Consider the following 23575-nt stretch of genomic DNA (forward strand, 5'->3'; position numbering starts at 1 on the left):
CTTACCCACTGAACACGCTAGCGGGCTTTCAAGCCCGCCCCTGCACAGTCACGGCTTCCTATGAAAAGCGGCAGGATTTTTGTACTCCTGTCGATAATCGCAAGCCGTGAAAATCAGATAGTTCTTAATTTTCTGCCCGCATCTGCATGGTCCAATTCCCGTGCAGCACAAGCCCAGACACTCTGATCACGCCACGCGAGGCTATCACTTACCACAGCCAGCGATGGCCTGCATGTCCCAACTTGGCTGCAACGCTCGAACTCAATGCTCGTCCCCTAAAAGAATCTGAATAAAGATAGTCGAACGTCTCGAGGTGTTTATGCGATTCGCTGTTCCCGGCGCGGCCATCCTGGTCGCTCTTTTTCTTTCTGCTTGCCAAGCTAGCGCCCCTGTTCGGCCCACCCCGGAATCCGCCGCGTCGGGCAAGGAAGACAAGTGCTATCAGGAATTCGCGGCGCTAAAAGAGCTGGACCCCGTCTCTTATGAGAAATATCGACAGCAAATGCAGACCATTGATGAGAACTTTGGCATCTACAAGGCCAATGCATCTCTGATTGATGAAAATGCGTCTGAAATCATGCTGACCGAAGTGAATAAAATGCTTTCCCTGGTTTGCATCCGGATCAACAACGCCGTCTATTCCAATATGGTCGATCGCGTTCAATCCCTGAACAAGCTATGAAAAAGTACTTCAATGTAGCCCTGTGCTGCACCTTGCTGATTTTCTATGAGGCCTCTCACTCGGTTGGAACAGGTTTACTGGACCGCCTGGCCCAGGAAAACATTATTGGCGACGGCCTAGCTCGCCCCCAATCCGCCTCAAATCCAGTAAAGCGAAATACCGTCCCCTCTTTCGCTGTCGATTCTGATCAGGACAACAGCCACGCCTTGCTCCGCAACGAACTGCATCAAGCCAATACTCAGTTGATCGCCTTGCAACAGCGCCTGTCGGATGCCGAAAACCTGAATAGCCAACTGCAACAACAACTCCAGCAGCTACAGGCAGAACCGGATGGGGCTCTGGTCCTGGCGCCCATTGCTATCGATCAGGAGCAGAACCAAGCACGGATCAAGGAATTGAGTCAGCGTCTGGAAGAGGAGCTGAATCAGAAACATGCTTTGGCATCAGAACTGGAAAGCCTGCAAAGAGACCGAAGCCTGGAGCTGTCTAATGGCCAGTCACAAGACAGCAGACTGGCTGCAAATGCGGCTGAAATCACCACCCTCAAAAAAGAAATTGATGATCTGAAGGAAACAAAACAGGACTTGCAGCACAGACTGGTCGCGCAGGCTCTTACTGCCAGCAAGGCCGAATCTGGCGGAGCCCCCAGGCGCATGATTGTGAATGATGCAGCCTCGCCAGATATCCGCCTTAGCTATGCCATCGGAGCCTGGTATGCGGACAGTGCGCCGCACGAGACACAGAAGCTGGCATCCATTGGCAAAACACTGGATTTGCAAGCCTTCTCACAAGGCTTCAGCGACAAGATCGATCAACGCCTGCAGCTGTCCTCCAGCATCATTTCTGTGGAGCTGGCCAACGTAGACAAGTTATTGGAGCAAGCCATGCTGTCCAAGAACGAGAAACAGGCCAAGTCTGTTCTTGCGGCGGCTGGAGCCGAAAAAGGCGCAATCAAAATGCCTGATGGTGTGGTCTACAAAATCTTGAGCAAGGGCAAGGCGCCCATGGTAACCGCTAGCAGCGACATTCTGTTTGAACTGGATGAGGAACTGGCCACAGGTGAGGTACTGGCGGCCAGAGAAACCAAAACCAGTCTCACCACGAACTTGCCGCCCCTATTCCAAGATATCGTCAAACAACTGGGTATTGGCGGTTCGGCAAGAATCCACATCCCTATCACCGAGGCTCATGCTGCTACTGGGGTGCTGCCGGGCTCGGTATCGATCACTACCATCAAAATTATTGGTGTGAAATAAGACTGGAATAGAGGTGCCCCATTCCTCCGCATCAAGGATCGAGCCGGATATCAGGTATCGGATGTCGGATGTCGGATGTCGGATGTCGGATGTCGGATGTCGGATGTCGGCATCAGTATATTTCCCAACACAGGATGGCGGCTCCAACACAAAAAAAGAGCCGCCAAACCTGTCGCTTAACGAGCGGTATAGCCCCCGTCGGCCACCAGACATGCTCCCGTCATGAAGCTGGCCCCCTGCGACAACAGGAAGGCAATGGCATGGGCAATTTCATCTGAATGCCCCAAGCGGCCAATAGGATGCTGAGTCACCAGATCAGCCCGCGCCGCCTCGTCGTAGTCCGACAGAATCGGTGTATCCACATAGCCGGGGTGAATCGTATTGATGCGTATGCCTTTGGAGGAGTATTCCAGCGCAGCGGCTCGGCTCAACCCCACTACCCCATGTTTCGCCGCGTTATAGCCGGGCAAGCGGGCATTGGACACCAGGCCCATGATGGACGACATATTCACAATCGCCCCACCACCCGCTGCCAAAATAGCCGGAATCTGATAGCGCAAGCCATAGGCTACGCCATTCAGATTGGTATCGATCAGGCGATGCCAATCATCCAGATCCATCTCCCCAACCGGCTTGGAGCCGCCCAGAATGCCTGCATTATTGACAGCAAAGTGCAAAGCGCCGAAATGCTCAATGGCACAATCCACCAAGGCTTTCACTTGCTCGGGCTTGGTCACATCGGCTACTTGGGCTACCGCCTTACCACCCGCTTGTTCGATCTCCTTGACCACCTCCTCCAGGGCACTACGATTTCTACCGGACACCACCACAGACAAACCATTCGCAGCCAGCACACGTGCGGTCGCAGCGCCAATACCTGACGTTGCCCCCGTCACCAAAGCAGAGTGACCAGAGAATGAATACTTCATTGTGGAACTCCTTAAAAATAGGCCCCAGTAAAAGTGGGGCCCGGATTTTCGCTGGCTAATTTTGGATTGAAATACTGATTTTGTTCTCGCAGCGACGTGATCCCCCAACTCAAATAGAGGTGTAGCCCCCATCGGCCACCATGCAAGCACCCGTCATGAAGCTGGCACCATCCGAAAGCAGGAAAGCAATGGCATGGGCGATTTCATCCGCATGGCCCAAACGACCAATCGGGTGCTGGGCCACCAAAGCAGCGCGCGCGGCCTCATCAAAGCCCGACAGAATGGGGGTATCCACATAACCGGGGTGGATGGTATTGATGCGTATGCCTTTGGAGGAATACTCCAAAGCCGCAGAACGGCTCAGGCCGACGACTCCATGCTTGGCCGCGTTGTAGCCGGGCAATGTCGGATTGGCAACCAGGCCCATGATGGAAGACATATTCACAATGGCGCCGCCCCCTGCCGCCAAAATGGCGGGGATCTGATAGCGCAGGCCATAGGCTACGCCGTTCAGATTAATGTCGATCAGGCGACGCCAGCCATCCAGGTCCATTTCGCCAGCCGGGCCGGAATCCCCGCCCACACCGGCGTTATTGACGGCAAAGTGCAAGGCCCCGAAATGCTCAATGGCGCAATCAACAGCCGCCTTTACTTGATCAGGCTGGGTGACATCGGCCACATTGCCCACGGCCTTGCCACCGGCCTGCTCAATTTCCTTGACCACGGCCTGCACGGCATCAGCCTGTACGTCGGACACCACGACCGACAAACCATTGGCCGCCAGCATGCGGGCCGTGGCGGCACCAATGCCGGAGGCTGCACCCGTTACCAGAACAGAGTGGCCGGAAAATGAATACTTCATACTCAAAACTCCTTCAAAAATTCATTCACGCCAAATCTCAGGATTTGCGCTGACGAGTCCTGGACGGAGCGCCCGTGCTGGCAGGCTGAGCTACAGCCTTGCTCTGTCCGGATGCTGGCGATGGGCTCATGGCAGGTTTAGATACTGGCGATTTGCTTGTAGCAGGAGCTGCCGAGCTTGAAACGGCGGAGGCTGGAGTCCCAGCAACGCGGGTCGCTTTACCCGTTTCCTTGCTGGGCTCCGCCGATTTGGCCTGGGGTTTGGCCGCTGTATTACCCTCTGCTTTTGTCGTGGCGCCAACCTTGGTATCACCCATGGAGCGAGCAACAGGCTTGTCAGCTGCGGGCTTGGCGGCTGCTTTCACTGGTGCTGTTGCCGCTGTTTTAGCGGTCGTAGCTGGTGACGATGTACCAGTCGATTTCACGACCATTTTCTGTACTGGCTGGGCCGCCGTTGGCTTTACTGACGCAGGAACAGCCGACTTCTTGGCCACTGCAGGCGTCGTTTTAACAGCTGCTTTCGTTGTGACCTTGCTTGCTGTTTTGGCGACGGGCTTGGTGCCTGCACTGCTCGATTTCTCGCCCTGCTCCTGCTGTTTGGCGGCCGACTCGAACAAGCCAAGAACTTCTTGGGAAGCTTGAGTTACCGCCTCGGAGGCAGGGTCTTGTTCGTCGATGGCGCTGATCAATTGCTTGATCAGGGATGCCACCAGACGAATTTCCTCGGGCGTCTGCTTGCTAAGCAAATGGGGAATCGCTTCCACGGCCTTATGACCGTGGTGCGCCAGCACCAGGGCCTGCTCGCGAATCGCAGCACGCATTTTTTCAATATCAAAATTGCCCGTGTCGTATTGCTCGCGCAAACGCATGGCGGCATGGTGATAACGCTCGTCCACGCTGTTGCGCTGCTTGGCTATATGGAACAAACCACGCAGTGCTGCTTCCAGCAAACCGCCTTCGTTCAACAAGCCATCCAATCTGTGCATTTGCTGGCGTACAAAGGCCAGATGCTCGGGCGAACTACCAGGATGGGGACGCGCCGGGATGGAATCGCCCGGTGCATGACCGGCCAGGGCCATCAGCAAAGGAGAGCCATAGACGGTGTCGAACCAGATCTGATAGATGCTGTCGCGGCGGTCACGATAATTATTCAAGACCCGTTCCATGGCCTGGGAGAAATTCTCCTGCGCCTCCAGGAAAGGATTATCCTCATCCACAGTCTGACGCTGCTGTGCGATATTCTCGGCCCATTGGTGGATCGTTGCGGCCCAGGGATGGGCGCTGGTCCAGGACTCGTAAGACAAGCGCATGGGATGCAATGCTTCCAGCAACGCGGCGGTATAAGGCGTAGTCAAAGCTTTTACCCAAGGCTGCAAGGTGCTCTTGTAAAAAGCCAGATTGATTTCCGACAGACGGGCAGCGGCAGCAAAGCGGCGATCAGATTCGGGATCAGGCTGCACAATCTCCGCAATTTCAGCCAGGCTGCTTTGACGCACCGACATCAGATAGGGGTCATTCAATAAGGTGTCGTCGTCGGGCGTTTCCTCGACAGTGGCCCGATAAATTCCGGCGGGCAACAGGTCAATTTGATCAATCGTGCTGGCAAATTTGCGGTGCTCTTTACTGCCCACACTGCCCGACACAAAAATACCCAGGTGCCCGATACGATCATGGGTCGTGAACACAATGGTCTGGTCGTGACTGCGTACATCATCGTCGTCCAGATACAAGTCAGTAATCCAGCCCAGGGCCTGTGCAGGCGGCGTGATGTTGTCGCCAAAGGAACTGAACACCACAATGGGCGAGCGAATATTGCGCAGGTCGATACGGATGCCATCCGACGTCAACAACTGGGCTGTAGACAGCTTGTTGCCAATGAACAGGTTGTCCACGATGTACTGCATTTCCACATCATTCAAAAAGACATAACCCCCCCAGTACTTCTCGAAACCGATATAGCGCTCGGCCTCGGTGTCGGCCTTGGCGTACACGTTGTACTGCTTGGACCACAAGGTATTGGCCGGGTCCAGGTTCTCGAAATTCTTGACCAGCCACGCACCATCAAAACGGCCATTGCCCAGGTCGCTGGTCAGGGCGGTCAGCCAACTGCCGCCCAGCAGACCACCGGCATAACGCATGGGGTTGCGACCGGCCCAATAGGACACGGGCGCACCGGCCAGAATCAAGGGGCCAAACAGCTCCGGCCAGACGGCGGCGGCCATCATGACCTGCCAGCCCGCCTGACAATTGCCAATCACCACCGGCTTGCCCTGACTTTCCGGATGCAATTCAGCCGCTTTGCTGACAAAGGCAGCATGGGCTCGCATCACATCCTCGACGGTCTGACCGGGAACGGGGTCCGGTAAAAAACCAACAAAGTAACAAGGGTGCCCGGCTTGCAGCGCAGCACCGATTTCACTGTCGGACTTGAAGCCACCGATCCCCGGTCCGTGCCCTGCCCTGGGGTCCACCACCAGGAAAGGACGTTTGCTGGGATCGGTAGGCTGATCTTCCGGTGCCAGAATGCGCACCATCAGATAGTTAACGGGTCGGGGAAGACTCAGGCCCGACATGACCAGTTCAGCCGGGAAGTTCAGCACATTGGGCACCTCAACCTTGCGTTGAGCCTGGTACTGATCCCCGACCTGACGCTCGATATCGGCATACAGAATGGCGCGCTGCCAGGCGTCCACCAGGTACGAGGAGACGGTCTGACCCAGGTTCCAGGGATTCATCATCCAGGAGGACCAGGCCGTGCTGTCGTCACGAGACTTATCTGTCATCATCTTCTCCCTTCCATCAGCTATCTGTTCAAGCGGCCTCAATGGCAATCGCTACGCCTTGACCACCGCCAATGCACAAGGTGGCCAGACCTTTCTGGGCACCACGGCGACGCATTTCATGAACCAAGGTCACCAGCACGCGCGCGCCGGAAGCACCAATGGGGTGACCCAAAGCGATGGCACCGCCATTGACGTTGACCTTGTCCATATCCCACTGCAAGTCTTTGGCCACCGCCAGCGATTGAGCGGCAAAGGCTTCGTTGGCTTCGATCAAGTCCAGTTGATCCAGTTCCCAACCCACCTTCTTCAAGACCTTGCGACTGGCCGATACCGGGCCAATACCCATGATGGCCGGATCTACGCCCGTGCTGGCCCAGCCACGAATCCAGGCCAGAACGGGCAGGCTCAATTCCTTGGCTTTCTCTGCGCTGGCCAGCAAAAGTACGGCTGCACCGTCGTTGATGGTGGACGCGTTGCCGGCGGTAACCGTGCCGTCTTTCTTGAAGGCAGGACGCAGCTTGGCCAAGGACTCCAGCGTGGTTTGGGCACGCGGCTGTTCGTCGGCCTCAACGCGCACAGGGTCGCCTTTACGCTGAGGTACGTCGATGGGGGTAATTTCGTCCTTGAAGCGTCCGGCTTCCATCGCGGCTACGGCTTTACGCTGGGACTCCACCGCAAAAGCATCTTGTTGTTCGCGGGTGATGCCGTAGCGCTCGGCCAGGTTTTCGGCCGTGATCCCCATGTGGTAGTTGTGGAAAGCGTCGGTCAAACCGTCACGCAACAAGGTGTCATCCATCATGGCGTGGCCCAGGCCCAAGCCGGTACGGGCTTTGTGTACAACAAAGGGAGCCAGGCTCATGCTTTCCTGACCACCGGCCAGCACCAGATCGGCATCGCCCAGGGCGATGGCCTGAGCCGCCAGATGCACCGCTTTCAAGCCTGAACCGCAAAGCTTGTTCAGGGACATGGAGGGAACTTCATAAGGCAGGCCAGCGTTCACCGCGGCCTGACGAGCCGGGTTCTGACCAGCGCCGGCGGTCAGAATCTGGCCCAGAATAACTTCATCAATCTGCTCGGCTGCAACGCCCGTGCTCTGGAGCACGGCACGAATCAGTTGTGCGCTCAAATCGTGGGCGGGCACCGTAGACAGCCCCCCTTGAAAACGGCCGATGGGACTACGAGTCGCAGCAACAATGGCGATATCTTTGTGCATATCCATTCCTTTCATAAGTCGCAGGCCCGACAAGCGGGCCCATACAGGCAGCAGCCGAACCGGATCTGGCTTAATACATATGCTGGCCGCCATTCATGGCGACATTACTACCTGTCATAAATCCAGCTGCTTCGCTGGCAATAAAGGTGACCAGAGCGGCAATTTCCTCGGGCTTGCCCAGACGGCCAACCGGGATGCCCGCGATAATGCTGTTACGCACATCTTCAGGCACGGCCATGACCATTTTGGTGGCCAGATAACCGGGGGAAATTGTGTTTACGGTCACGCCCTTGCGCGCCACCTCCTGAGCCAAGGCCTTGGTGAAACCGTGCATCCCTGCCTTGGCGGCCGAGTAGTTGGTTTGACCGAACTGCCCCTTGCTGCCATTGATGGACGAGATATTGATCACTCGGCCCCAGGTACGCTCCAGCATGCCGTCAATAAACGGCTTGGTCACGTTGAACACCGAGTCCAGATTGACGCGCAGCACATCGTCCCACTTGTCTTTGCTCAGCTTGCGGAACGTGCCATCGCGCGTAATACCGGCGTTATTGACCAGGATATCGACTTGCAGACCGTCCTTCTCGATAGCTTGCGCCATTTGCTGGCACGATTCGAAATCGGCCACATCAACGTGATAGCCCTGAAACACATAACCTGCATCGGCCTGCTCTTTAAGCCAGACCTGGGCATCGGCCTCGCTGCGCGAGTGAGTCACCAGAACTTGATGGCCCGCATCATGCAGGGCACGGGCGATCTCTTGGCCCAGACCGCCCATCCCACCTGTCACCAACGCCGTGCGTTTAACCGTAGACATACCGCTTATGCTCCCTTTTTAGTGTCAGAGGCGCTGGCAGCGTTTGCCCAAGGTGCGCCCCACTGCTTGAAAATATCCATCATTGGCACGGCCGCACTGGTATTGCTGACCACCGCCATCACCGACTTCTGCCAGGCTTCCAGCGCTTCCTGCAAACCGGAGGTGAACTCGGTCTGGTTCTGAATCGCTAATTGATTGATGGTCTGGCTGTCGTTAACGCCGTGCTGGAACAAACGCCAGAACGTGTCGGCGGGCAAGGTGGCCAAGGACTGCCAGTTACCCGTTTGCAACAAGCCTTCAATCTCGGCCGTGGTCTGCTCCATGCTGCGCAAATTACTTTTCTGTACGGACTCCAGCCAACGATGGCCGCCCTCCTGCAGCAGGCGCGTGATACGCAGTTGCAACTCAACATTGGCCTTGTACAGATCCAGGGGAAGTGTTTCCATGCTCATCGAAATCTCCTTAAAGGAAAAAAGTGCCCCCTGACGGGGCCCAGTCCATCAAGCCATCTGAGAGATGGTGTTACGAAAACGCCGCAGTGACAGAAGGAACAAAGCCGTCCCGATCACCAGCAGGGCTAAAAAGGGTTGCCATACGGTTTCAATGCCAGCCCCCCGGAACAAGATGGCCTGCCCCAGGGACACGAAGTGTGTAGTGGGAGCCAGTTGCATCAGGTTCTGAACAATTTCAGGCATGCTTTCGCGGGGGGTACGTCCGCCCGAGAGCAGGTTCATGGGCAGCAAGGTCAACATCAACAACAAGCCAAACTGCGGCATGCTGCGCGACAAGGTAGCCAGATAAATCCCCATGGAAGTCATGGCAAACAGACACAGAACGGCGCCGCACAGGAACAAGGGAATGGAACCCTCAATGGGCACGCCCAGCAGGCCCCGCACCACAAAATTCAGCGACGCCGCCGTCGCCACCAGGACCACCAGTCCCATGGCCGTGACCTTGGACGCCATGATCTCGCCCGGTGTCACCGGCATCACCAGCAAGTGTTCGATCGTGCCGTGCTCGCGCTCCCGGATCAGGGCGGCTCCGGTCAGGATGATGGACAGCATCGCCACCGAGTTGATGACCTCGGCAATACTGCCGAACCAGGCTTTTTCCAGTGTGGGGTTAAACCGCACCCGCAAGGCCAGATCCACCGGCAAGGTGTCAATGCTGCGATACCGCCGCACAAACTCGTTAACCTCGCCCATCACCACCTGCTGGATGTAGTTATTGCCGGTAAAGGCCTGACTCATGCGGGTGGCGTCAATGTTCAACTGCACTTCGGGGCTGCGTCCGGCCAGCACATCGCGCTGAAAGTTCGGTGGAATGTTCAGCACAAAGGTGAACTGCCCCGTATCCATGCCCGAGTCCATTTCCCCATATTCGATCATGTGCGGGTGGATGAATTCAGGCGGATAAAAAGCCGACGTAATGCGCGCTGACAAGGGGCTCTGGTCCTGGTCCACAATCGCGATAGGCGCATTGTTCAAGGTTTCGGGCTGCGCGGTCGCGGAGGTGTAAATCGAGACCGAAAACACGTACACAATGAGCAGCAGCATCATGGGGTCACGCGCCAGACTCCACAGCTCCTTGCGGCCCAGCAACAGTACATTCTTGAGTTTTCTCATCTCACTTCTCCTGCTTTTTCAGCAGCATGACCGCCGCGCCCAACACCACCGGAATGGCCAGCAACAAGGCAAACAAGGCCCCGTGCAGATCCGAGAACGTCAGCGCTTTGTTAAATACCCCGCGACTGATGTTGAACATATGCGTAGCCGGATAAATCTCGCCCGCCCAACGGCTGATCCCTTCCATGGAGGACACCGGGTTCAGCAAACCGGACAATTGCGTGGCGGGCAGCATGGTGCCGATCATGGCAAAGAACATGGCCGCGATCTGACTTTTCGTCACCGTGGAAGCCACCAACCCCATGCCGGTAGAAATCACGCAAAACATCAAGGTGGCCACGCTCAAGGTCAGGAAGCTGCCCTTGATGGGTACATCGAACACCGTGATGGCCAAGAGGCACATGCACAGAAAGTTGATCATCGCCAGGCCGATATAGGGAATCTGCTTGCCCAGCAAAAACTCCACTCGGGTGACCGGCGTAACGTACAGGTTGATGATGGAACCCAGTTCCTTTTCACGCACCACGGACAATGCCGTCAACATCGCAGGCAACATCAGCAGCAGCACCGGAATCACGGCAGGCACCATGGCCGGCAAGCTCTTGACGTCCGGGTTGTAGCGGTAACGGTCCTGAATACTGGCGGGTACGACCAAAGCCCCTGCCCCCAGACGCTCCTTGGCTTGAGTAATCAGCCATTGCTGATGCATGGCCTTCACGTAGCCTTGAATGGTTTCGGCACGGGTAGGCATGGAACCGTCCACCCAGGCGGCGATTTCCGGCTTGCTGCCGCGCAGCACATCACGTCCAAAACCGGGCGGAATTTCGATCGCCAGCGCAATCTTGCCGCGCCGCATTCTGTCGTCCAGATCCTGGTAATCCGTTAAGGGGGCCTGCTCCAGAAAATAGCGCGAGCCGGACAGGTTCAAAGCGTAGTTCTGGCTGATACTGGTCTGGTCGCGGTCCAGCACGGCGTAGCGCAAATCCTCTACGTCCAGGGTGATCCCGAACCCCATCACAAACAGCAAAATCAGGGAACCGGCCAAGGCCAAAGTGGCTCGCACCGGATCTCGACGCAGCTCCAGCGCTTCGCGCCAGGTGTAGCTCAGCAAACGCTGCAAGCTGAAGCGTTCGCGCTTTTCGCTATGAGCTTCGTTTGCCACCACCGCTTGTTCTGTCGCCGGTTCTACTTCAGGCTCGGGGCCACTGGCTTCCAGCAAATAACCAATGAAGGCTTCTTCCAGATCAGCGGCGCCGCGCTTTTTCACCAGGTTCGCAGGCGTATCGCTATCGAGCACTTTACCGGCATGCATCATGGACATGCGATCGCAACGCTCGGCCTCGTTCATGAAGTGGGTGGAGATAAAAATCGTGACCTTGTCGCGGCGGGACAACTCAATCAGCAAGCGCCAGAAATTGTCGCGAGCCACTGGGTCCACACCGGAAGTGGGTTCGTCCAGGATCAGCAGCTCTGGCTTATGCACCATGGCCACCGCCAAGGACAGGCGCTGGCGCATCCCCAAAGGAATGGCATCGGGCAAACGGTCCAGAATCTGGCCCAGCTCAAAACGCTCCACCATTTCCGCCACACGGCCTTCCACCTCGTCCTCGGGAACGTGGAACAACTGGGCGTGCAGCACCAGGTTTTGCCGGACCGTCAGCTCGCTGTACAGGGAAAAAGCCTGTGACATATAGCCCACACGACGGCGGGTATCGATGTCTTTGGGATCGACCTCGTGGCCAAACAACCAGGCCTGACCTTCGGAGGCAGGCAACAGCCCCGTCAGCATCTTCATGGTGGTGGATTTACCGCAGCCGTTCGAGCCCAGAAAGCCAAAAATTTCGCCACGACGTATCCGGAAGGACACATTGTCAACGGCGGTAAAGTCGCCAAAGCGAATCGTCAGCCCTTCGGCTTCAATGGCAATATCGTCCGCATCCACATCCAATGGCGGGATTTCTACAGCCTTGTGGCCTTGACGCTTGTCCTCGGGCAAGAGGCGAATAAAGGCCTGCTCCAGACTCTTGCTTTCCGTGCGCTCCAGCAGTTCTTTGGGCGAACCTGTTGCCAGAATCTGGCCGTCGTCCATGGCGACCAGCCAATCAAAGCGCTGGGCCTCGTCCATATAAGCGGTGGCGACAATCACGCTCATGCTGGGACGTTCGATGCGAATACGCTCGATCAGATCCCAGAACTGCTTGCGGGCCAAGGGGTCCACGCCGGTAGTAGGCTCGTCCAGCAGCAAAAAGTCCGGGTCGTGAATCAATGCGCAGCACAGACCCAACTTTTGCTTCATACCGCCCGAAAGCTTGCCTGCTGGCCGTGTCAGAAAAGGATGCAGGCCCGTGCTGCGCGTCAAATCATCAATTCGGCGACGGCGCTCGGCAGCATCGTGCCCGAACAATCGACCAAAAAACTGCAGGTTTTCTTCCACCGACAAGGTGGGATACAGGTTCTTGCCCAAGCCTTGAGGCATGTAGGCAATGCGCGGGCAAATCTGGTCGCGATGGCTTTTTTCCGCCATATCGCCACCCAGCACTTCAATACGGCCTTCCTGAATCACACGGGCGCCCGCCAGCAAGGACAGCAAGCTGGACTTGCCCACGCCGTCAGGACCAATCAGTCCGACCATGCAAGCGGCAGGCACATCCAGGCTTAAACGATCCAGTGCGAGCGTGTCGCCATAACGCTGGCTAAGTTCAACAACGCGAGCAACCGCCGCCGCTTGCTGCTTGGGCATGGTTTACTCCGTCAAGGTGGAAGTCAGCGACTCAGGCCAGCTGGCATTGGGGTCCAGCTTTACCCAGGCCACACCGGGCAAGCCGGTCTTGACTTGCTCCAGGTGCTTTTTCAACAGCTCGGGGGCAATCTGGGCCTTGACGCGGAACATCAGTTTTTGGCGCTCCGAGGCCGTTTCCACACTCTTGGGAGTGAACTGGGCAGAGCTGGCCACGAAGGACACGGTGGCTGGAACCGGGATGTCCGGAATGGCATCCAGCACCAGACGCACCTCGGTACCCAACGCCACCTTGCCGGCCACTTCGCTGGGCAGGAAGAAAGTCATGTACACATCGGACAGGTCCAGCACGTTCAGCACACGGCCACCCGCACCCAGTACTTCACCGGGCTGGGCGACACGAAACTGCACGCGACCATCGCGGGGGCTGACCAGCTCACTGTCGCGCAAGTCAGCTTCGATACGGGCCACAGCAGCCTTGGCGGCCTCCACGGCAGATTGGGCACCGATCAGCTGAGCTTTGGCAGCATTAATGGCCGCTTCTGCGGCATTGGCCTGGGCCTTGGTAGCAGCTACCGCAGCCTGAGCACCACGCACGCGGGCACGGTCATCATCCAGTTCCTGCGCCGAAGCGGCACCTTCTTTGGACAAGGTGGTGGAACGCGCCAGACGACGTTGGGCTGCGTCCAGTTCCGACTCACGTTGACCAATCAAGGCTTTAGCAGCGATGGCATCGCTTTCACGCAAGGCCACTTGGGCCTGAGAGGCCGCCACATTGTTTTCAGCCTGACGCAAACCAGCCACAGCTTCATCGCGGGCCGCTTCCAGACTGTCTTGCTGCATGATGGCCAGCACTTCACCTTCTTTGACGAAATCGCCCTCGTGGGCGGCGATGCTTTGGATACGTCCGGCAAACTTGGTGGAGATATCAATCTCGGTCGCCTCGATACGGCCATTACCACTGACAAAGCCAGCGCCAGGGCCGGTATTGGACATTTTCTGCCATGCCCACCACCCCAGGCCCAGAACACCGGCAACGATTAGGACAGGAACAAGGTTTTTTTTCAAAGAGGATTGTTTGCTCATAGCTGGCTCGAGGATGGATCCGAATTAGAGGAGTTATGGGTGTTGGTCAGGGGCTCGGAGGGGTCCAGCCCACCGCCCAAGGCGCTATACATGGCAATCTGGCTGGCCAGGAGCGCGCGGCGCGTTTGCACCACTTGCTGCTCCACATCCAGCAAGTCACGCTGCGCATCCAGCACTTCCAGATAGGCAGCCGAACCGTTGTCGTAACGCATCTGCGCCAGACGGGCGCGCTCGGTCTGGGCGCTGCGGGCGACCAGCTGAACTTCCAACTGCTGGCTTAACCAGTGGCGTGTCGACAAGGCGTCCGACACTTCACGAAAGGCGGTTTGAATAGCTTTCTCGTATTCCGCAATGCGCATGTCGCGACGCACATAGGAGGCGTCCAGATTGGCGCTGCGGCGGCCACCATCAAAGATGGGCAGGGAGATGGTCGGAGCAAACATCCAGGCCTTGCTGCCGGAATCAAACAAACCATCCAGCTCGGCGCTGGCGGTGCCGAAATTGCCAGTCAAGGCAATACGGGGGAAGAAAGCGGCACGGGCAGCCCCAATATTGGCATTGGCGGCACGCAACTTGTGTTCAGCCGCAATAATGTCGGGACGCCAGACCATCAGGTCCGAAGGCAAACCGGGGGACAGCTCGGCCAACATGATGTTTTCATTCAAAGGCGCACCGGTTGGAGACACGCCCGGATCGGCCCCCAGAAGCTGTTGCAAGGCATGTAGTTGCACCGCACGTTGCTGTTCCAGCTGGGCCAGCATGGACTGAGCCTGCGTCAGCAAGGTTTGCACCTGCGTCACATCCAATTTGGACGTTGCGCCAACTTCATAACGACGGGAGAAAATGCGGTAAGACTCCTGACGAGTCTCTACACTTTTGCGGGCGATCTGCACGCGTTCGTCCAGCTCGCGCACCACAATATAGTTATTGGCCACTTGCGAGACCAAAGCGACATGCACGGCTTGTCGGCCTGCCTCGGTAGCCAGCCAGCCTTGCAAGGCAGCATCTTCCAGGCTACGTACGCGGCCCCATAAATCCAGCTCCCAACTGGTCAAACCGACCTGGGCGCGGTAATCACCACCTGTCACCGCCTGGCCGCTGGGGTTCATGTCCCCAGGCACACGCGAGCGAGCAGCTTGCCCCCCTACGGTAAATTCAGGAAAGCGTTCGCTGCGCTGCAAATTCAGCATGGCACGGGCTTCGTCCACCCGTAAAACAGCCACGCGCATATCGCGGTTATTTTCCAGCGCAGTCTCAATGAGCTTGCTCAGAACCGGGTCTTTAAAGTATTCGCGCCAACCCAGATCACGCGCTCGCACCGCATTGGCCGGGCCTGCGGACAGGTCCGAGTAAGCCTGTGGAACGGGGGAAGCGGGCTGATCGTAATCGGGTGCCATCGAGGCACAACCCGCCAGGGTGACCAGCAAGGCAGCCAGCGCGAAATGAGGGCGACGCGCAGCGCTTCGGTGCTTGAGACTCAAATCGTAGGTCTGTGGGGCCATTGGAAAAAATGCCTAATGAGAAAAAGGGAACTGCCGTCAAGGCAAAACAGCACGTCAGCGATGGGCTTTGCACCTATCGCCGACATCAAACAGAGCGACAAGCTCACCATTTAGCGAGCTTGTATGAACTGACTGCTTACTTCACTAATACGTATTGACCGGGAGCCGGGCCGATTGGAGCGTAGCCCTGTTTGGCGGCACCCATTTGCGGTGGTTTCACCTCCGCTCCCGAGCGCGCCTTGAGCCATTCCGTCCAGGCGGGCCACCAGGAGCCCTGATGCGAGGCGGCTTTTGCCTGCCAGTCGTCCACCAGAACAGGCGCAGTGCCTGCTGCGCGGGTCTGAATCTGATATTTGCGACGCGGATGGCCCGGTTCGCTGACAATCCCGGCGTTATGCCCACCTGTGGTCAAGACAAAGGTGATTTCGGCAGGCACCAGATAATGCAACTTGTAAACAGAGCGCCAGGGGGCAACGTGATCGGAAACAGTACCGACACAAAAAATAGGCAAATTAACTTGCGCCAGAGAAACGATACGGCCTTCAACCGGATAACGGTTTTGACTTAAATCATTATTCAAATACATGCGGCGCAAATATTGCGAATGCATGGTCGCGGGCATACGCGTGGCGTCTGCATTCCAGGCCATTAAATCGTTCAAGGGGCGGCGTTCCCCCAATAAATATTTATTAACCATGGGCGCCCACAATAAATCAGCGGAGCGCAGCATTTGAAAAGCGGCTTCCATCTGATTGGCGCGCAAATAGCCCTCGTCGGCCATCTGAGCTTCCAGCAGGCTGACCTGACTTTCGTCAATGAACAGGGACAAATCGCCCGGCTCGGAAAAGTCGGTTTGGGCCGCAAAGAACGTCAGGGACGCAAGCCTGTCGTCTCCATCGCGTGCCATGGCAGCCGCGGCAGTCGCCAGCAAGGTGCCGCCCAGGCAATAGCCGGTGGCGTGGATTTTCTGGCCGGGAACAATGGCGTTGACAGCATCCAGGCTGGCCTTCCAGCCCAGGCGAATGTAGTCGTCCATCCCGAAGGCATGATCTTCGGCAAGCGGGTTTTTCCAGGACAGGCAAAACACCGTGTGGCCTTGATCCACCAGGTATTTGATCAGGGAATTTTGTTCGGACAGATCCAGGATGTAGTACTTCATGATCCAGGCCGGAACGATCAGCACAGGCTCTGGATGGACCTGCTTGGTAGAAGGCGTGTACTGGATCAGTTCCACCAGCTCGTTACGTAGTACCACCTTGCCCGGCGTGGCCGCCACATCCTTGCCGACCACAAAATCTTCGGTGCCTACGGGCGGTTCACCCGCGAACTGGGCCTGCATATCCTGCTGCCAGTTCTCCAGGCCACGGCTGAAGTTATCCCCCTGTTCTGCAAGGGTTTTATCCCACACCAAGGGGTTGGTCCAGGCAAAGTTGCTGGGGCTGAGCATGTTCAACCATTGCTCTGCACCAAAGGCAATCAGTTTTTGATGATGAGGCTCCACACCGGCTACGCCTTCCGTGGCACTTTGCCACCACTGCTGCTGCGCCTGATAGGTTTGTCGCAGCAAATTAAAAGGCCAACGATCCCAGGCGGGGTCCGAAAAGCGGCGGTCGGTATAGGCAGGCGCTGCAGCTTGCTCTGAGGTTTGCAAAGACGACTGGGCCGATGCGGCCAGCTCCTCGCTCCATTCACGAAATAGCTGTTCCCATTGGCTTTGCGCCAACTGCCGCAACTGTTCTTGTTTGCCAGGGCTAAGGGCCAGATGACGTATCCAGTCCATCCAGGCAAGAAACTGCGATTCGGGGGAGATGGAACTCCAGATACGAGCCCAGGCGGCTCGTGCGGATGCGTCTAACTGCTCAGTCTGATCAAGGGACTGCCTGCTAACCATTGCCACTCCGCAAAAAGTACATACAAAAAGCAGATACGACTGCTTAGTCTTTTTAATAATACACCAGTTTACATCTAAACTTTTTGTATGCAGGCCTTTTAATAAAGAGCCATAAAAAACCTTTGCGTTAGATCAAGTTCATGGCAGATAAAAAACGACCAGCCTCAGCCACATTTGTTGTTATACCGTGCCTGTTATGGAATAGGGAAATAAAAACAAGTGAAAAAACAAATAAAGCCTCACTAAAAAACTCAGGCTTTTAAAAAAAACAAAGGCGATGCAATCCAGTGAAACAAGCGGTAACCCAGACTCATGGCACAACTATTATTTCCACAGCAATGTGACAAAACAAGCACAGCCCCTCGTCAAGCCCTCAAGCCGCAGCCAGGCTGGCTTGCCATCGGCCTGGGACAAGTGGCCTGATATACTGCAAGCCCCATATCTTGCCCATCCCCACAGGATGACATGACAGACACGCACCAAAATAAACCTCCTAAAAACGAAAGCACAAACAAGCGACGTTACTTACCGTCAGCTGAGCGCAAACGCGAAATCCTGAAAGCCGCTTTTGAAGAGTTTTCTCATCGGGGATTTCTGGGTACTTCGCTGGAGCGCATCGCCGCGCGCGCCGGGATATCCAAGTCCGGCATCTACGCGCACTACAGCAGCAAAGATGAAGTGTTCGAGGACATGCTCCACAGCACTCTGCTGCCGCCTGATGGCAATACCTTTGAGTTATCCGATACCTCCGAGGCAGACACCCTGTCCTGTATCGTGGATGAGTACCTGCACCAGTTGTATGAACGCCTGTCCAACCCGGACGTGCAAGCCATGTTCAGGCTTTTGATGACAGAAAGTGGCCGCGTGCCGGATCTGGCCCATTACTGGGGCAAACAGCTCCTGAGCCAGAACTACACCGCCAATCAGGCGTTTTTTGAACTGGGCATCCAGCGAGGTCTCATCCGCCCCGACGTCAGTTCCTCCGACTACATCCTGGCCGCCTCTCCCTCCCTGATGTGGCTGATGGTTTTGCTGGTTCTGGGACCACAGAACTCGCCCGTGCCCTTTGAAGAAGTACACCAGTTGCACAAGCGCTTGCTGATAGAGTGCCTGCAACCTGCATCGGCCTAAGGGCTGCTCATCAAGAACGAGCCAAACAAGTTCGTTTGCTTTGGCAAGCGGGCTTGTTTGAGCCTCTGCAAGCCCCCTACCCCTTTTTTGTGCCATAAGCCTCATCAAGGCAGACGTATAAGCGCGTCTGATGCACACGCTACACTTGCGGGCAACAACCATTCCATCGAACCGCAACTGACCGTACAATAGTCGGTTGCAGTCCATTTCCAATGGGTTCCCTCACCCCATCCACCAAAAAGGTCCAGACATGACTCTGCCTACCGTGCCGTCTTCACGGCTGTCGTTCTACGTGCGACTTCTGATTGCCTTTCACATTTTTATTGTGATTGCCAGCAATTATCTGGTTCAACTTCCTATTGAACTATTCGGCTTTCATAGCACCTGGGGAGCCTTCAGCTTTCCCTTTGTTTTTCTGGCTACCGACCTGACCGTCCGCTTGATGGGCAAGTCCGAAGCGCGCCGCGTGATTACCCGCGCGATGTTTCCAGCCCTGATCGCCTCTTATGTGGTCTCGGTGCTTTTTAATGAAGGCCAGTTCAACGGCTTGCAAGCACTGGGCGAATTCAACAGCTTTGTGTTCCGTATTGCCTTGGCCAGCTTTGCCGCTTATGTATTAGGGCAACTGCTGGATGTACAGGTCTTTGATCGCATCCGTCGCGACTACAAACAATGGTGGCTTGCTCCAGCGGCCGCCTCGATCTTTGGGCAGGCACTGGATACCTTGGCCTTTTTCGGCATCGCTTTCTGGCACAGCAGCAATCCCTTCATGGCCGAACACTGGGGCGAGATCGCCGTCGTCGATTACGTCATCAAACTGGGCGTCAGCCTGCTGCTGTTTGTACCCATGTATGGCGTACTGCTCAATTCCCTGATCAGCACCATGAAGCGCCGCGCCCTGAGCACCGCACAGGTCAAAGCATGAAGCCGCACACTCCCCGCCGCCGGGCACTGGTTCTCTTTTCGGGCGGACAGGATTCAGCCACCTGTCTGGCCTGGGCTTTGGACCGCTTTGCCTTTGTAGAAACCGTGGGCTTTGACTACGGCCAACGCAACCATGCGGAATTGCAGTGTCGACAAACACTAAGAGACAAGCTTTACCAGCAGTTCCCGCACTGGGCAGAGCGCCTGGGGCAAGACCATGTGCTCGATGCCAGCGTCCTGGCTCAGATAGGCGGCAGCGCCATGACTGAATCCATGACTATCGCCATGCAGGAAGATGGTCTGCCCAATACCTTTGTGCCGGGTCGAAACCTGCTGTTCTTTACCCTGGCTGGCGCCCTGGCCTACCGTCGGGGACTGGATACGCTGGTTGGCGGTATGTCCGAAACTGATTACTCGGGCTACCCGGACTGCCGCGACAACACGCTGAAAGCACTGCAGGTGGCATTAAGCCTGGGGATCGAGCGCCCACTGACCGTGGAAACACCACTGATGTGGCTGGATAAAGCAGATACCTGGGAGCTGGCCCACCAGTTGGGCTCGGATGCTTTAGTGAAGCTAATTCAGGAAGACAGCCATACCTGCTACCAGAACGAGCGGGAAACCCTGCATGACTGGGGATATGGCTGCGGGCAATGCCCGGCTTGTGAGCTGCGGGCGAAGGGGTATGGAGATTGGAAGCTGTGGGGCTAAGCCCCCAATTCCCTACCCCAGAAACCAACTACGGCTTATTGACCAACTTGTGTACTCGAGAAGCGGTTGAAAAAGATGAAAGTTCAATTTTAAAAACAATTAAAAAATAAAGAAAAACAAAAAAAGAAAAAACTCCAAAATATTTCTGAGCAGCCATCCCTGAGCGAAAACTCTTCAAATAACTCTCACTACCCATATTCATACACATATAATCAATTTCATCCGGACTCAACGGTAAATCCGCCCCTTTAAAACCACCAAAGCAATCTTTTTTCCGAAGAACCCAATCCTGCTCATTTGTTAGCGGAAATGCACTGAAGTAATCTTCACCTTGCCATGCCCAGACTTTACTTTCTTTAAATTGCACCAGAACCCTGGAGCTTAATGAAAAGCCAACTGACATAATGAGCAGCATAAGCACTAATAAAGCGGCTCCAAAAACACCTCCCCCATAGCACTTCGTCGGCTCCGTGACCTCTTGCTTATCCCAATCTACCCACTTGCCAGCTTTACCTAATTCTCGTAAAGAGACAGACAAGCGCTTGGACCACCGCACAGCCCTTTGTACCGAATCAATAGACTGCACACCTTTCACGCCAAACATCAACTTAAACCGTTCTACATCCAAATTGTCTCTACGTTCCTTTTCCAAAAAATCATGATAATAATTTTCTTTATTAAAAAATGACCATAAATAATCCATAAGAACGAAATGGGCACCTTTTAACTTAAAAATCAAATATCCTAAAAAAGCCACCGTGAAGTAAAAACCAACCAAGATACGACCACTCAAGTCCACAGCGATTTCAATCATAAAAAAAACCCAACCACCAAAGCGGCTGGGCTCCTATAAAAAAATTAATCAAATCAAAGCTGCGCTGGCTCCGTCTGCACCTGATACACCGGATAGCTTCGGCACAGACTCACAATTTTTTCGCGGATCTCGTGCTTGACCTTATCTAGAGTGCCAGCCTCATAAGCATCAAGCACATCACACAAGTAATGCGCCAGCTGCTCGCAGTCCTCCACCGTAAAGCCACGTGTCGTTACAGCCGGCGTTCCGATACGAATACCCGAGGCCACCATGGGCGAACGGGGATCATTGGGCACCGAGTTCTTGTTCACGGTGATATAGGCATCTGCCAAGGCATCGCTGGCCTCTTGCCCGGTGTAGGGCTTGGTCGACAAGTTGATCAGCATCATGTGGTTATCCGTCCCGCCTGACACGATGTTGTGACCACGCTGCATCAGTACCGCCGCCATGGCGCGAGCATTACGCACCACGTTTTGCTGATAGGTACGGAATTCCGGCTGCAAAGCCTCTTTGAAAGCAATGGCTTTGGCCGCAATCAAGTGCATCAAGGGACCGCCTTGCACGCCTGGGAATACAGCGGAATTCAGGCGTTTGTAGAAATCTTCGCTTTGCCCTTTAGCCATAATCACGCCACCACGTGGACCGCGCAGAGTTTTGTGCGTTGTGCTGGTGACCACATGGGCGTGTGGCAAGGGGCTGGGGTACTCACCCGCCGCCACCAGACCAGCTACGTGGGCCATATCCACCCAGAACCAGGCACCGACCTTGTCGGCAATCTGGCGCATACGCGCCCAATCCTTCACACGCGAATAGGCGGAGAAACCACCAATCAGCATTTTGGGCTTGGTCTCGATAGCAATGCGCTCCATTTCGTCGTAATCGATCAGCCCGGTTTGGGTATCAACGCCGTAAGGAACAATGTTGTAAAGACGCCCGGAAATATTGATGGGGTTACCGTGGGTCAGGTGACCACCCTGAGCCAGGTTCATCCCCATCACCGTATCGCCCGGTTTGAGCAAAGCCAGGAACACAGCAGTATTAGCCTGCGCTCCAGCATGAGGCTGTACGTTGGCGTAATCACAATCGAACACCGCTTTCAGACGCTCGATAGCCAGACGTTCGGCTACATCTACAAATTCACAACCGGCGTAGTAACGCTTGTCCGGGTAACCCTCGGCGTATTTGTTAGTAAACACGGAGTTCTGAACCTGCATCACCAAAGGGCTGGCGTAGTTTTCCGAGGCAATCAGTTCTACGTGATCTTCCTGACGGCTTTCTTCGCCCTGAATGGCCTGAGCCAATTCCTTGTCGAATTCAGCCAGGCTGAGTGTGTTGTCGTACATCGCTTTTCCTTAAAAAAATTTCTACCCTCGTCGCGGCTACTTGCTCGGCCGCCTTGCAAAGCAGGCGCACGCCCTAACCGTGCGTGCGCTTGAACTCGCGCATGAACTCTCCCAGCGCCTGTACCGCATCCAAGGTGACGGCGTTGTAGATGCTGGCGCGCAAGCCCCCCGTTGACTGATGGCCCTTCAAGCCGTGAAAACCATTCTTTTGCGCTTCTTCAACAAATAAAATATCTAAATCAGTTTCAGCAATATGAAATGGGACATTATTGATGGATCGATAGTCAGGCAAAACATTGTTGATATAGAAACCATCACTGCTATCAATAAGCTCATAGAGCAGCTGCGATTTTTTCTTATTTATTTTGTGCAATACTTCTATTCCACCAACACGCTCTATCCATTCCAGCATCAAACCCAGCACATACCAGGAAAAGGTTGACGGTGTATTTAATAGCGATTGCTTTTTTGCTTGAATGGAAAAATCCAAAGCTTGTGGCGTATTTGCCAAAGGCCTGTCTAAAATAGCAGGATTAAGTAATACCAGCGTAACACCGGCAATTCCCATATTTTTCTGGGCCGAGGCATAAATCAAATCGTGAGCCGAGACATCAATCGGTTTTGACATCAAGCTGGAGCAAGCATCACACACCAAGGGAATAGGTGAAACAGGTGGTTTTGAAAATTGCAAGCCCTGTGCAGTTTCGTTCTCTGTGTAATGCAAGTACGCTGCATCCCGATTAATATTAGATTCATTAATCTCGGGAATACGATCAAATCCAGTTTCATAAGAACTGGCTACGATTTCGACATTCCCATATTGCTTGGCGGCATTAGCCGCCTGTTCCGACCATAAACCCGTATGTATATAGTCCGCTGTGTTTGCTTGATGAAGCAAGTTCATCGGTATTTGAGAAAACTGCAGGTACGACCCTCCTTGCAGGAGCAAGACGTGATAGTCCGTTGGCACGGCCAGAACACGACGCACAGCGGCGTCGGTACGATGGGCAAAATCCATGAAAGGCTGGGAACGATGGCTGATTTCCATCACGGACACCCCTGTGCCCGCAAAATCAAGCAGCTCATCACGTATTTGCAATAGAACATCCATTGGCAAGGCGCTGGGCCCTGCGCTGAAATTAAAGGGTCGGGACATACTTGCTGAGATCCTGTACAAACCTGAACGCCGGAACAGGCCCCCCCTATTTCGGCAATGACAATCAAGTCTACGAGCACAATGGTCTGACTAGTCAGACCATTAATATTCTCT

Annotated in this window: 19 protein-coding genes; 5 read left to right on the forward strand and 14 right to left on the reverse strand. The window is 55.3% G+C overall.

Annotated elements, in window-relative coordinates:
• Positions 1 to 319 precede the first annotated feature (319 nt).
• Positions 320 to 682 carry a hypothetical protein gene (locus D0C27_RS13875; RefSeq protein ID WP_060186354.1) on the forward strand — a complete coding sequence of 121 codons (363 nt, stop codon included), beginning with the start codon at positions 320 to 322 and terminating at the stop codon, positions 680 to 682.
• Positions 679 to 1938, forward strand: a complete 1260-nt coding sequence (locus D0C27_RS13880) for an FKBP-type peptidyl-prolyl cis-trans isomerase N-terminal domain-containing protein (RefSeq protein ID WP_060186353.1) — start codon at positions 679 to 681, stop codon at positions 1936 to 1938. Before D0C27_RS13875 ends, D0C27_RS13880 begins: the two co-directional genes overlap by 4 nt.
• Before the next feature lie 176 nt (positions 1939 to 2114).
• On the opposite strand, the gene D0C27_RS13885 is transcribed toward D0C27_RS13880, so the two are convergent.
• From D0C27_RS13885 to D0C27_RS13935, 11 genes are all read right to left on the reverse strand, one after another.
• Positions 2115 to 2867 carry an SDR family NAD(P)-dependent oxidoreductase gene (locus D0C27_RS13885; protein ID WP_021446930.1) on the reverse strand — a complete coding sequence of 251 codons (753 nt, stop codon included), beginning with the start codon at positions 2865 to 2867 and terminating at the stop codon, positions 2115 to 2117.
• A 109-nt stretch (positions 2868 to 2976) separates the two neighbouring features.
• Positions 2977 to 3729 (reverse strand): SDR family NAD(P)-dependent oxidoreductase, encoded by a 753-nt coding sequence (locus D0C27_RS13890; protein ID WP_060186352.1) that lies wholly within the window; start codon positions 3727 to 3729, stop codon positions 2977 to 2979.
• Between the two features lie 37 nt (positions 3730 to 3766).
• Positions 3767 to 6511: a DUF3141 domain-containing protein gene (locus D0C27_RS13895; RefSeq protein ID WP_240688259.1), complete on the reverse strand. Its 2745-nt coding sequence runs from the start codon at positions 6509 to 6511 to the stop codon at positions 3767 to 3769.
• Positions 6512 to 6539: 28 nt separating this feature from the next.
• Entirely contained in the window at positions 6540 to 7724 is a 1185-nt protein-coding gene (locus D0C27_RS13900) for an acetyl-CoA C-acetyltransferase (RefSeq protein ID WP_088450668.1), read from the reverse strand.
• 70 nt (positions 7725 to 7794) lie between these two features.
• Positions 7795 to 8541, reverse strand: coding sequence for an acetoacetyl-CoA reductase (gene phbB / locus D0C27_RS13905; RefSeq protein ID WP_026484632.1), 747 nt, complete (start codon positions 8539 to 8541; stop codon positions 7795 to 7797).
• A 5-nt stretch (positions 8542 to 8546) separates the two neighbouring features.
• Complete coding sequence (locus D0C27_RS13910) at positions 8547 to 8987, reverse strand: phasin family protein (RefSeq protein WP_230940634.1); 441 nt, start codon at positions 8985 to 8987, stop codon at positions 8547 to 8549.
• Positions 8988 to 9041: 54 nt separating this feature from the next.
• Positions 9042 to 10166, reverse strand: a complete 1125-nt coding sequence (locus D0C27_RS13915; protein ID WP_021446932.1) for an ABC transporter permease — start codon at positions 10164 to 10166, stop codon at positions 9042 to 9044.
• 1 nt (position 10167) lies between these two features.
• Complete coding sequence (rbbA, locus tag D0C27_RS13920; RefSeq protein WP_035272018.1) at positions 10168 to 12906, reverse strand: ribosome-associated ATPase/putative transporter RbbA; 2739 nt, start codon at positions 12904 to 12906, stop codon at positions 10168 to 10170.
• A 3-nt stretch (positions 12907 to 12909) separates the two neighbouring features.
• On the reverse strand, positions 12910 to 13989 hold the full coding sequence (locus D0C27_RS13925) for an HlyD family secretion protein (RefSeq protein ID WP_009459316.1): 1080 nt from the start codon (positions 13987 to 13989) through the stop codon (positions 12910 to 12912).
• A complete protein-coding gene (locus D0C27_RS13930; protein WP_137431189.1) occupies positions 13986 to 15491 on the reverse strand; it encodes an efflux transporter outer membrane subunit in 1506 nt (501 codons plus the stop codon). The genes D0C27_RS13925 and D0C27_RS13930 overlap by 4 nt, the downstream gene beginning before the upstream one ends.
• Positions 15492 to 15627: 136 nt before the next feature.
• A complete protein-coding gene (locus D0C27_RS13935; RefSeq protein WP_137431190.1) occupies positions 15628 to 17382 on the reverse strand; it encodes a PHA/PHB synthase family protein in 1755 nt (584 codons plus the stop codon).
• 465 nt (positions 17383 to 17847) lie between these two features.
• On the opposite strand from D0C27_RS13935, the gene D0C27_RS13940 reads away from it, so the two are divergent.
• The 3 genes from D0C27_RS13940 (at position 17848) to queC (ending at position 20148) form a co-directional block, all read left to right on the forward strand.
• Positions 17848 to 18513, forward strand: a complete 666-nt coding sequence (locus D0C27_RS13940) for a TetR/AcrR family transcriptional regulator (RefSeq protein WP_035272014.1) — start codon at positions 17848 to 17850, stop codon at positions 18511 to 18513.
• A 250-nt stretch (positions 18514 to 18763) separates the two neighbouring features.
• Complete coding sequence (locus D0C27_RS13945; RefSeq protein ID WP_022983354.1) at positions 18764 to 19438, forward strand: 7-cyano-7-deazaguanine/7-aminomethyl-7-deazaguanine transporter; 675 nt, start codon at positions 18764 to 18766, stop codon at positions 19436 to 19438.
• Positions 19435 to 20148, forward strand: a complete 714-nt coding sequence (gene queC / locus D0C27_RS13950; RefSeq protein ID WP_137431191.1) for a 7-cyano-7-deazaguanine synthase QueC — start codon at positions 19435 to 19437, stop codon at positions 20146 to 20148. Before D0C27_RS13945 ends, queC begins: the two co-directional genes overlap by 4 nt.
• 28 nt (positions 20149 to 20176) lie before the next feature.
• Here the strand turns inward: queC and D0C27_RS13955 are convergent, their stop codons facing one another.
• The 3 genes from D0C27_RS13955 to serC form a co-directional block, all read right to left on the reverse strand.
• Entirely contained in the window at positions 20177 to 20962 is a 786-nt protein-coding gene (locus D0C27_RS13955) for a DUF6216 family protein (protein ID WP_115633993.1), read from the reverse strand.
• Between the two features lie 53 nt (positions 20963 to 21015).
• Positions 21016 to 22305, reverse strand: a complete 1290-nt coding sequence (gene glyA, locus D0C27_RS13960) for a serine hydroxymethyltransferase (RefSeq protein WP_137431192.1) — start codon at positions 22303 to 22305, stop codon at positions 21016 to 21018.
• A 73-nt stretch (positions 22306 to 22378) separates the two neighbouring features.
• The gene (gene serC, locus D0C27_RS13965) at positions 22379 to 23461 is read right to left on the reverse strand and encodes a 3-phosphoserine/phosphohydroxythreonine transaminase (RefSeq protein ID WP_137431193.1); all 1083 of its coding nucleotides are present in this window, start codon (positions 23459 to 23461) and stop codon (positions 22379 to 22381) included.
• Between the last annotated feature and the right edge of the window lie 114 nt (positions 23462 to 23575).

It is taken from the genome of Alcaligenes faecalis (genome assembly GCF_005311025.1).
In the GTDB taxonomy this organism is placed as follows: Bacteria; Pseudomonadota; Gammaproteobacteria; order Burkholderiales; family Burkholderiaceae_B; genus Alcaligenes; species Alcaligenes phenolicus.

Excerpts from the sequence above, each read along its gene's own strand:
- D0C27_RS13875 (WP_060186354.1), top strand. The coding sequence starts at position 320 with ATGCGATTCGCTGTTCCCGGCGCGGCCATCCTGGTCGCTCTTTTTCTT.
- D0C27_RS13880 (WP_060186353.1), top strand. The coding sequence starts at position 679 with ATGAAAAAGTACTTCAATGTAGCCCTGTGCTGCACCTTGCTGATTTTC.
- D0C27_RS13885 (WP_021446930.1), bottom strand. The coding sequence starts at position 2,867 with ATGAAGTATTCATTCTCTGGTCACTCTGCTTTGGTGACGGGGGCAACG.
- D0C27_RS13890 (WP_060186352.1), bottom strand. The coding sequence starts at position 3,729 with ATGAAGTATTCATTTTCCGGCCACTCTGTTCTGGTAACGGGTGCAGCC.
- D0C27_RS13895 (WP_240688259.1), bottom strand. The coding sequence starts at position 6,511 with ATGACAGATAAGTCTCGTGACGACAGCACGGCCTGGTCCTCCTGGATG.
- D0C27_RS13900 (WP_088450668.1), bottom strand. The coding sequence starts at position 7,724 with ATGCACAAAGATATCGCCATTGTTGCTGCGACTCGTAGTCCCATCGGC.
- phbB (WP_026484632.1), bottom strand. The coding sequence starts at position 8,541 with ATGTCTACGGTTAAACGCACGGCGTTGGTGACAGGTGGGATGGGCGGT.
- D0C27_RS13910 (WP_230940634.1), bottom strand. The coding sequence starts at position 8,987 with ATGGAAACACTTCCCCTGGATCTGTACAAGGCCAATGTTGAGTTGCAA.
- D0C27_RS13915 (WP_021446932.1), bottom strand. The coding sequence starts at position 10,166 with ATGAGAAAACTCAAGAATGTACTGTTGCTGGGCCGCAAGGAGCTGTGG.
- rbbA (WP_035272018.1), bottom strand. The coding sequence starts at position 12,906 with ATGCCCAAGCAGCAAGCGGCGGCGGTTGCTCGCGTTGTTGAACTTAGC.
- D0C27_RS13925 (WP_009459316.1), bottom strand. The coding sequence starts at position 13,989 with ATGAGCAAACAATCCTCTTTGAAAAAAAACCTTGTTCCTGTCCTAATC.
- D0C27_RS13930 (WP_137431189.1), bottom strand. The coding sequence starts at position 15,491 with ATGGCCCCACAGACCTACGATTTGAGTCTCAAGCACCGAAGCGCTGCG.
- D0C27_RS13935 (WP_137431190.1), bottom strand. The coding sequence starts at position 17,382 with ATGGTTAGCAGGCAGTCCCTTGATCAGACTGAGCAGTTAGACGCATCC.
- D0C27_RS13940 (WP_035272014.1), top strand. The coding sequence starts at position 17,848 with ATGACAGACACGCACCAAAATAAACCTCCTAAAAACGAAAGCACAAAC.
- D0C27_RS13945 (WP_022983354.1), top strand. The coding sequence starts at position 18,764 with ATGACTCTGCCTACCGTGCCGTCTTCACGGCTGTCGTTCTACGTGCGA.
- queC (WP_137431191.1), top strand. The coding sequence starts at position 19,435 with ATGAAGCCGCACACTCCCCGCCGCCGGGCACTGGTTCTCTTTTCGGGC.
- D0C27_RS13955 (WP_115633993.1), bottom strand. The coding sequence starts at position 20,962 with ATGATTGAAATCGCTGTGGACTTGAGTGGTCGTATCTTGGTTGGTTTT.
- glyA (WP_137431192.1), bottom strand. The coding sequence starts at position 22,305 with ATGTACGACAACACACTCAGCCTGGCTGAATTCGACAAGGAATTGGCT.
- serC (WP_137431193.1), bottom strand. The coding sequence starts at position 23,461 with ATGTCCCGACCCTTTAATTTCAGCGCAGGGCCCAGCGCCTTGCCAATG.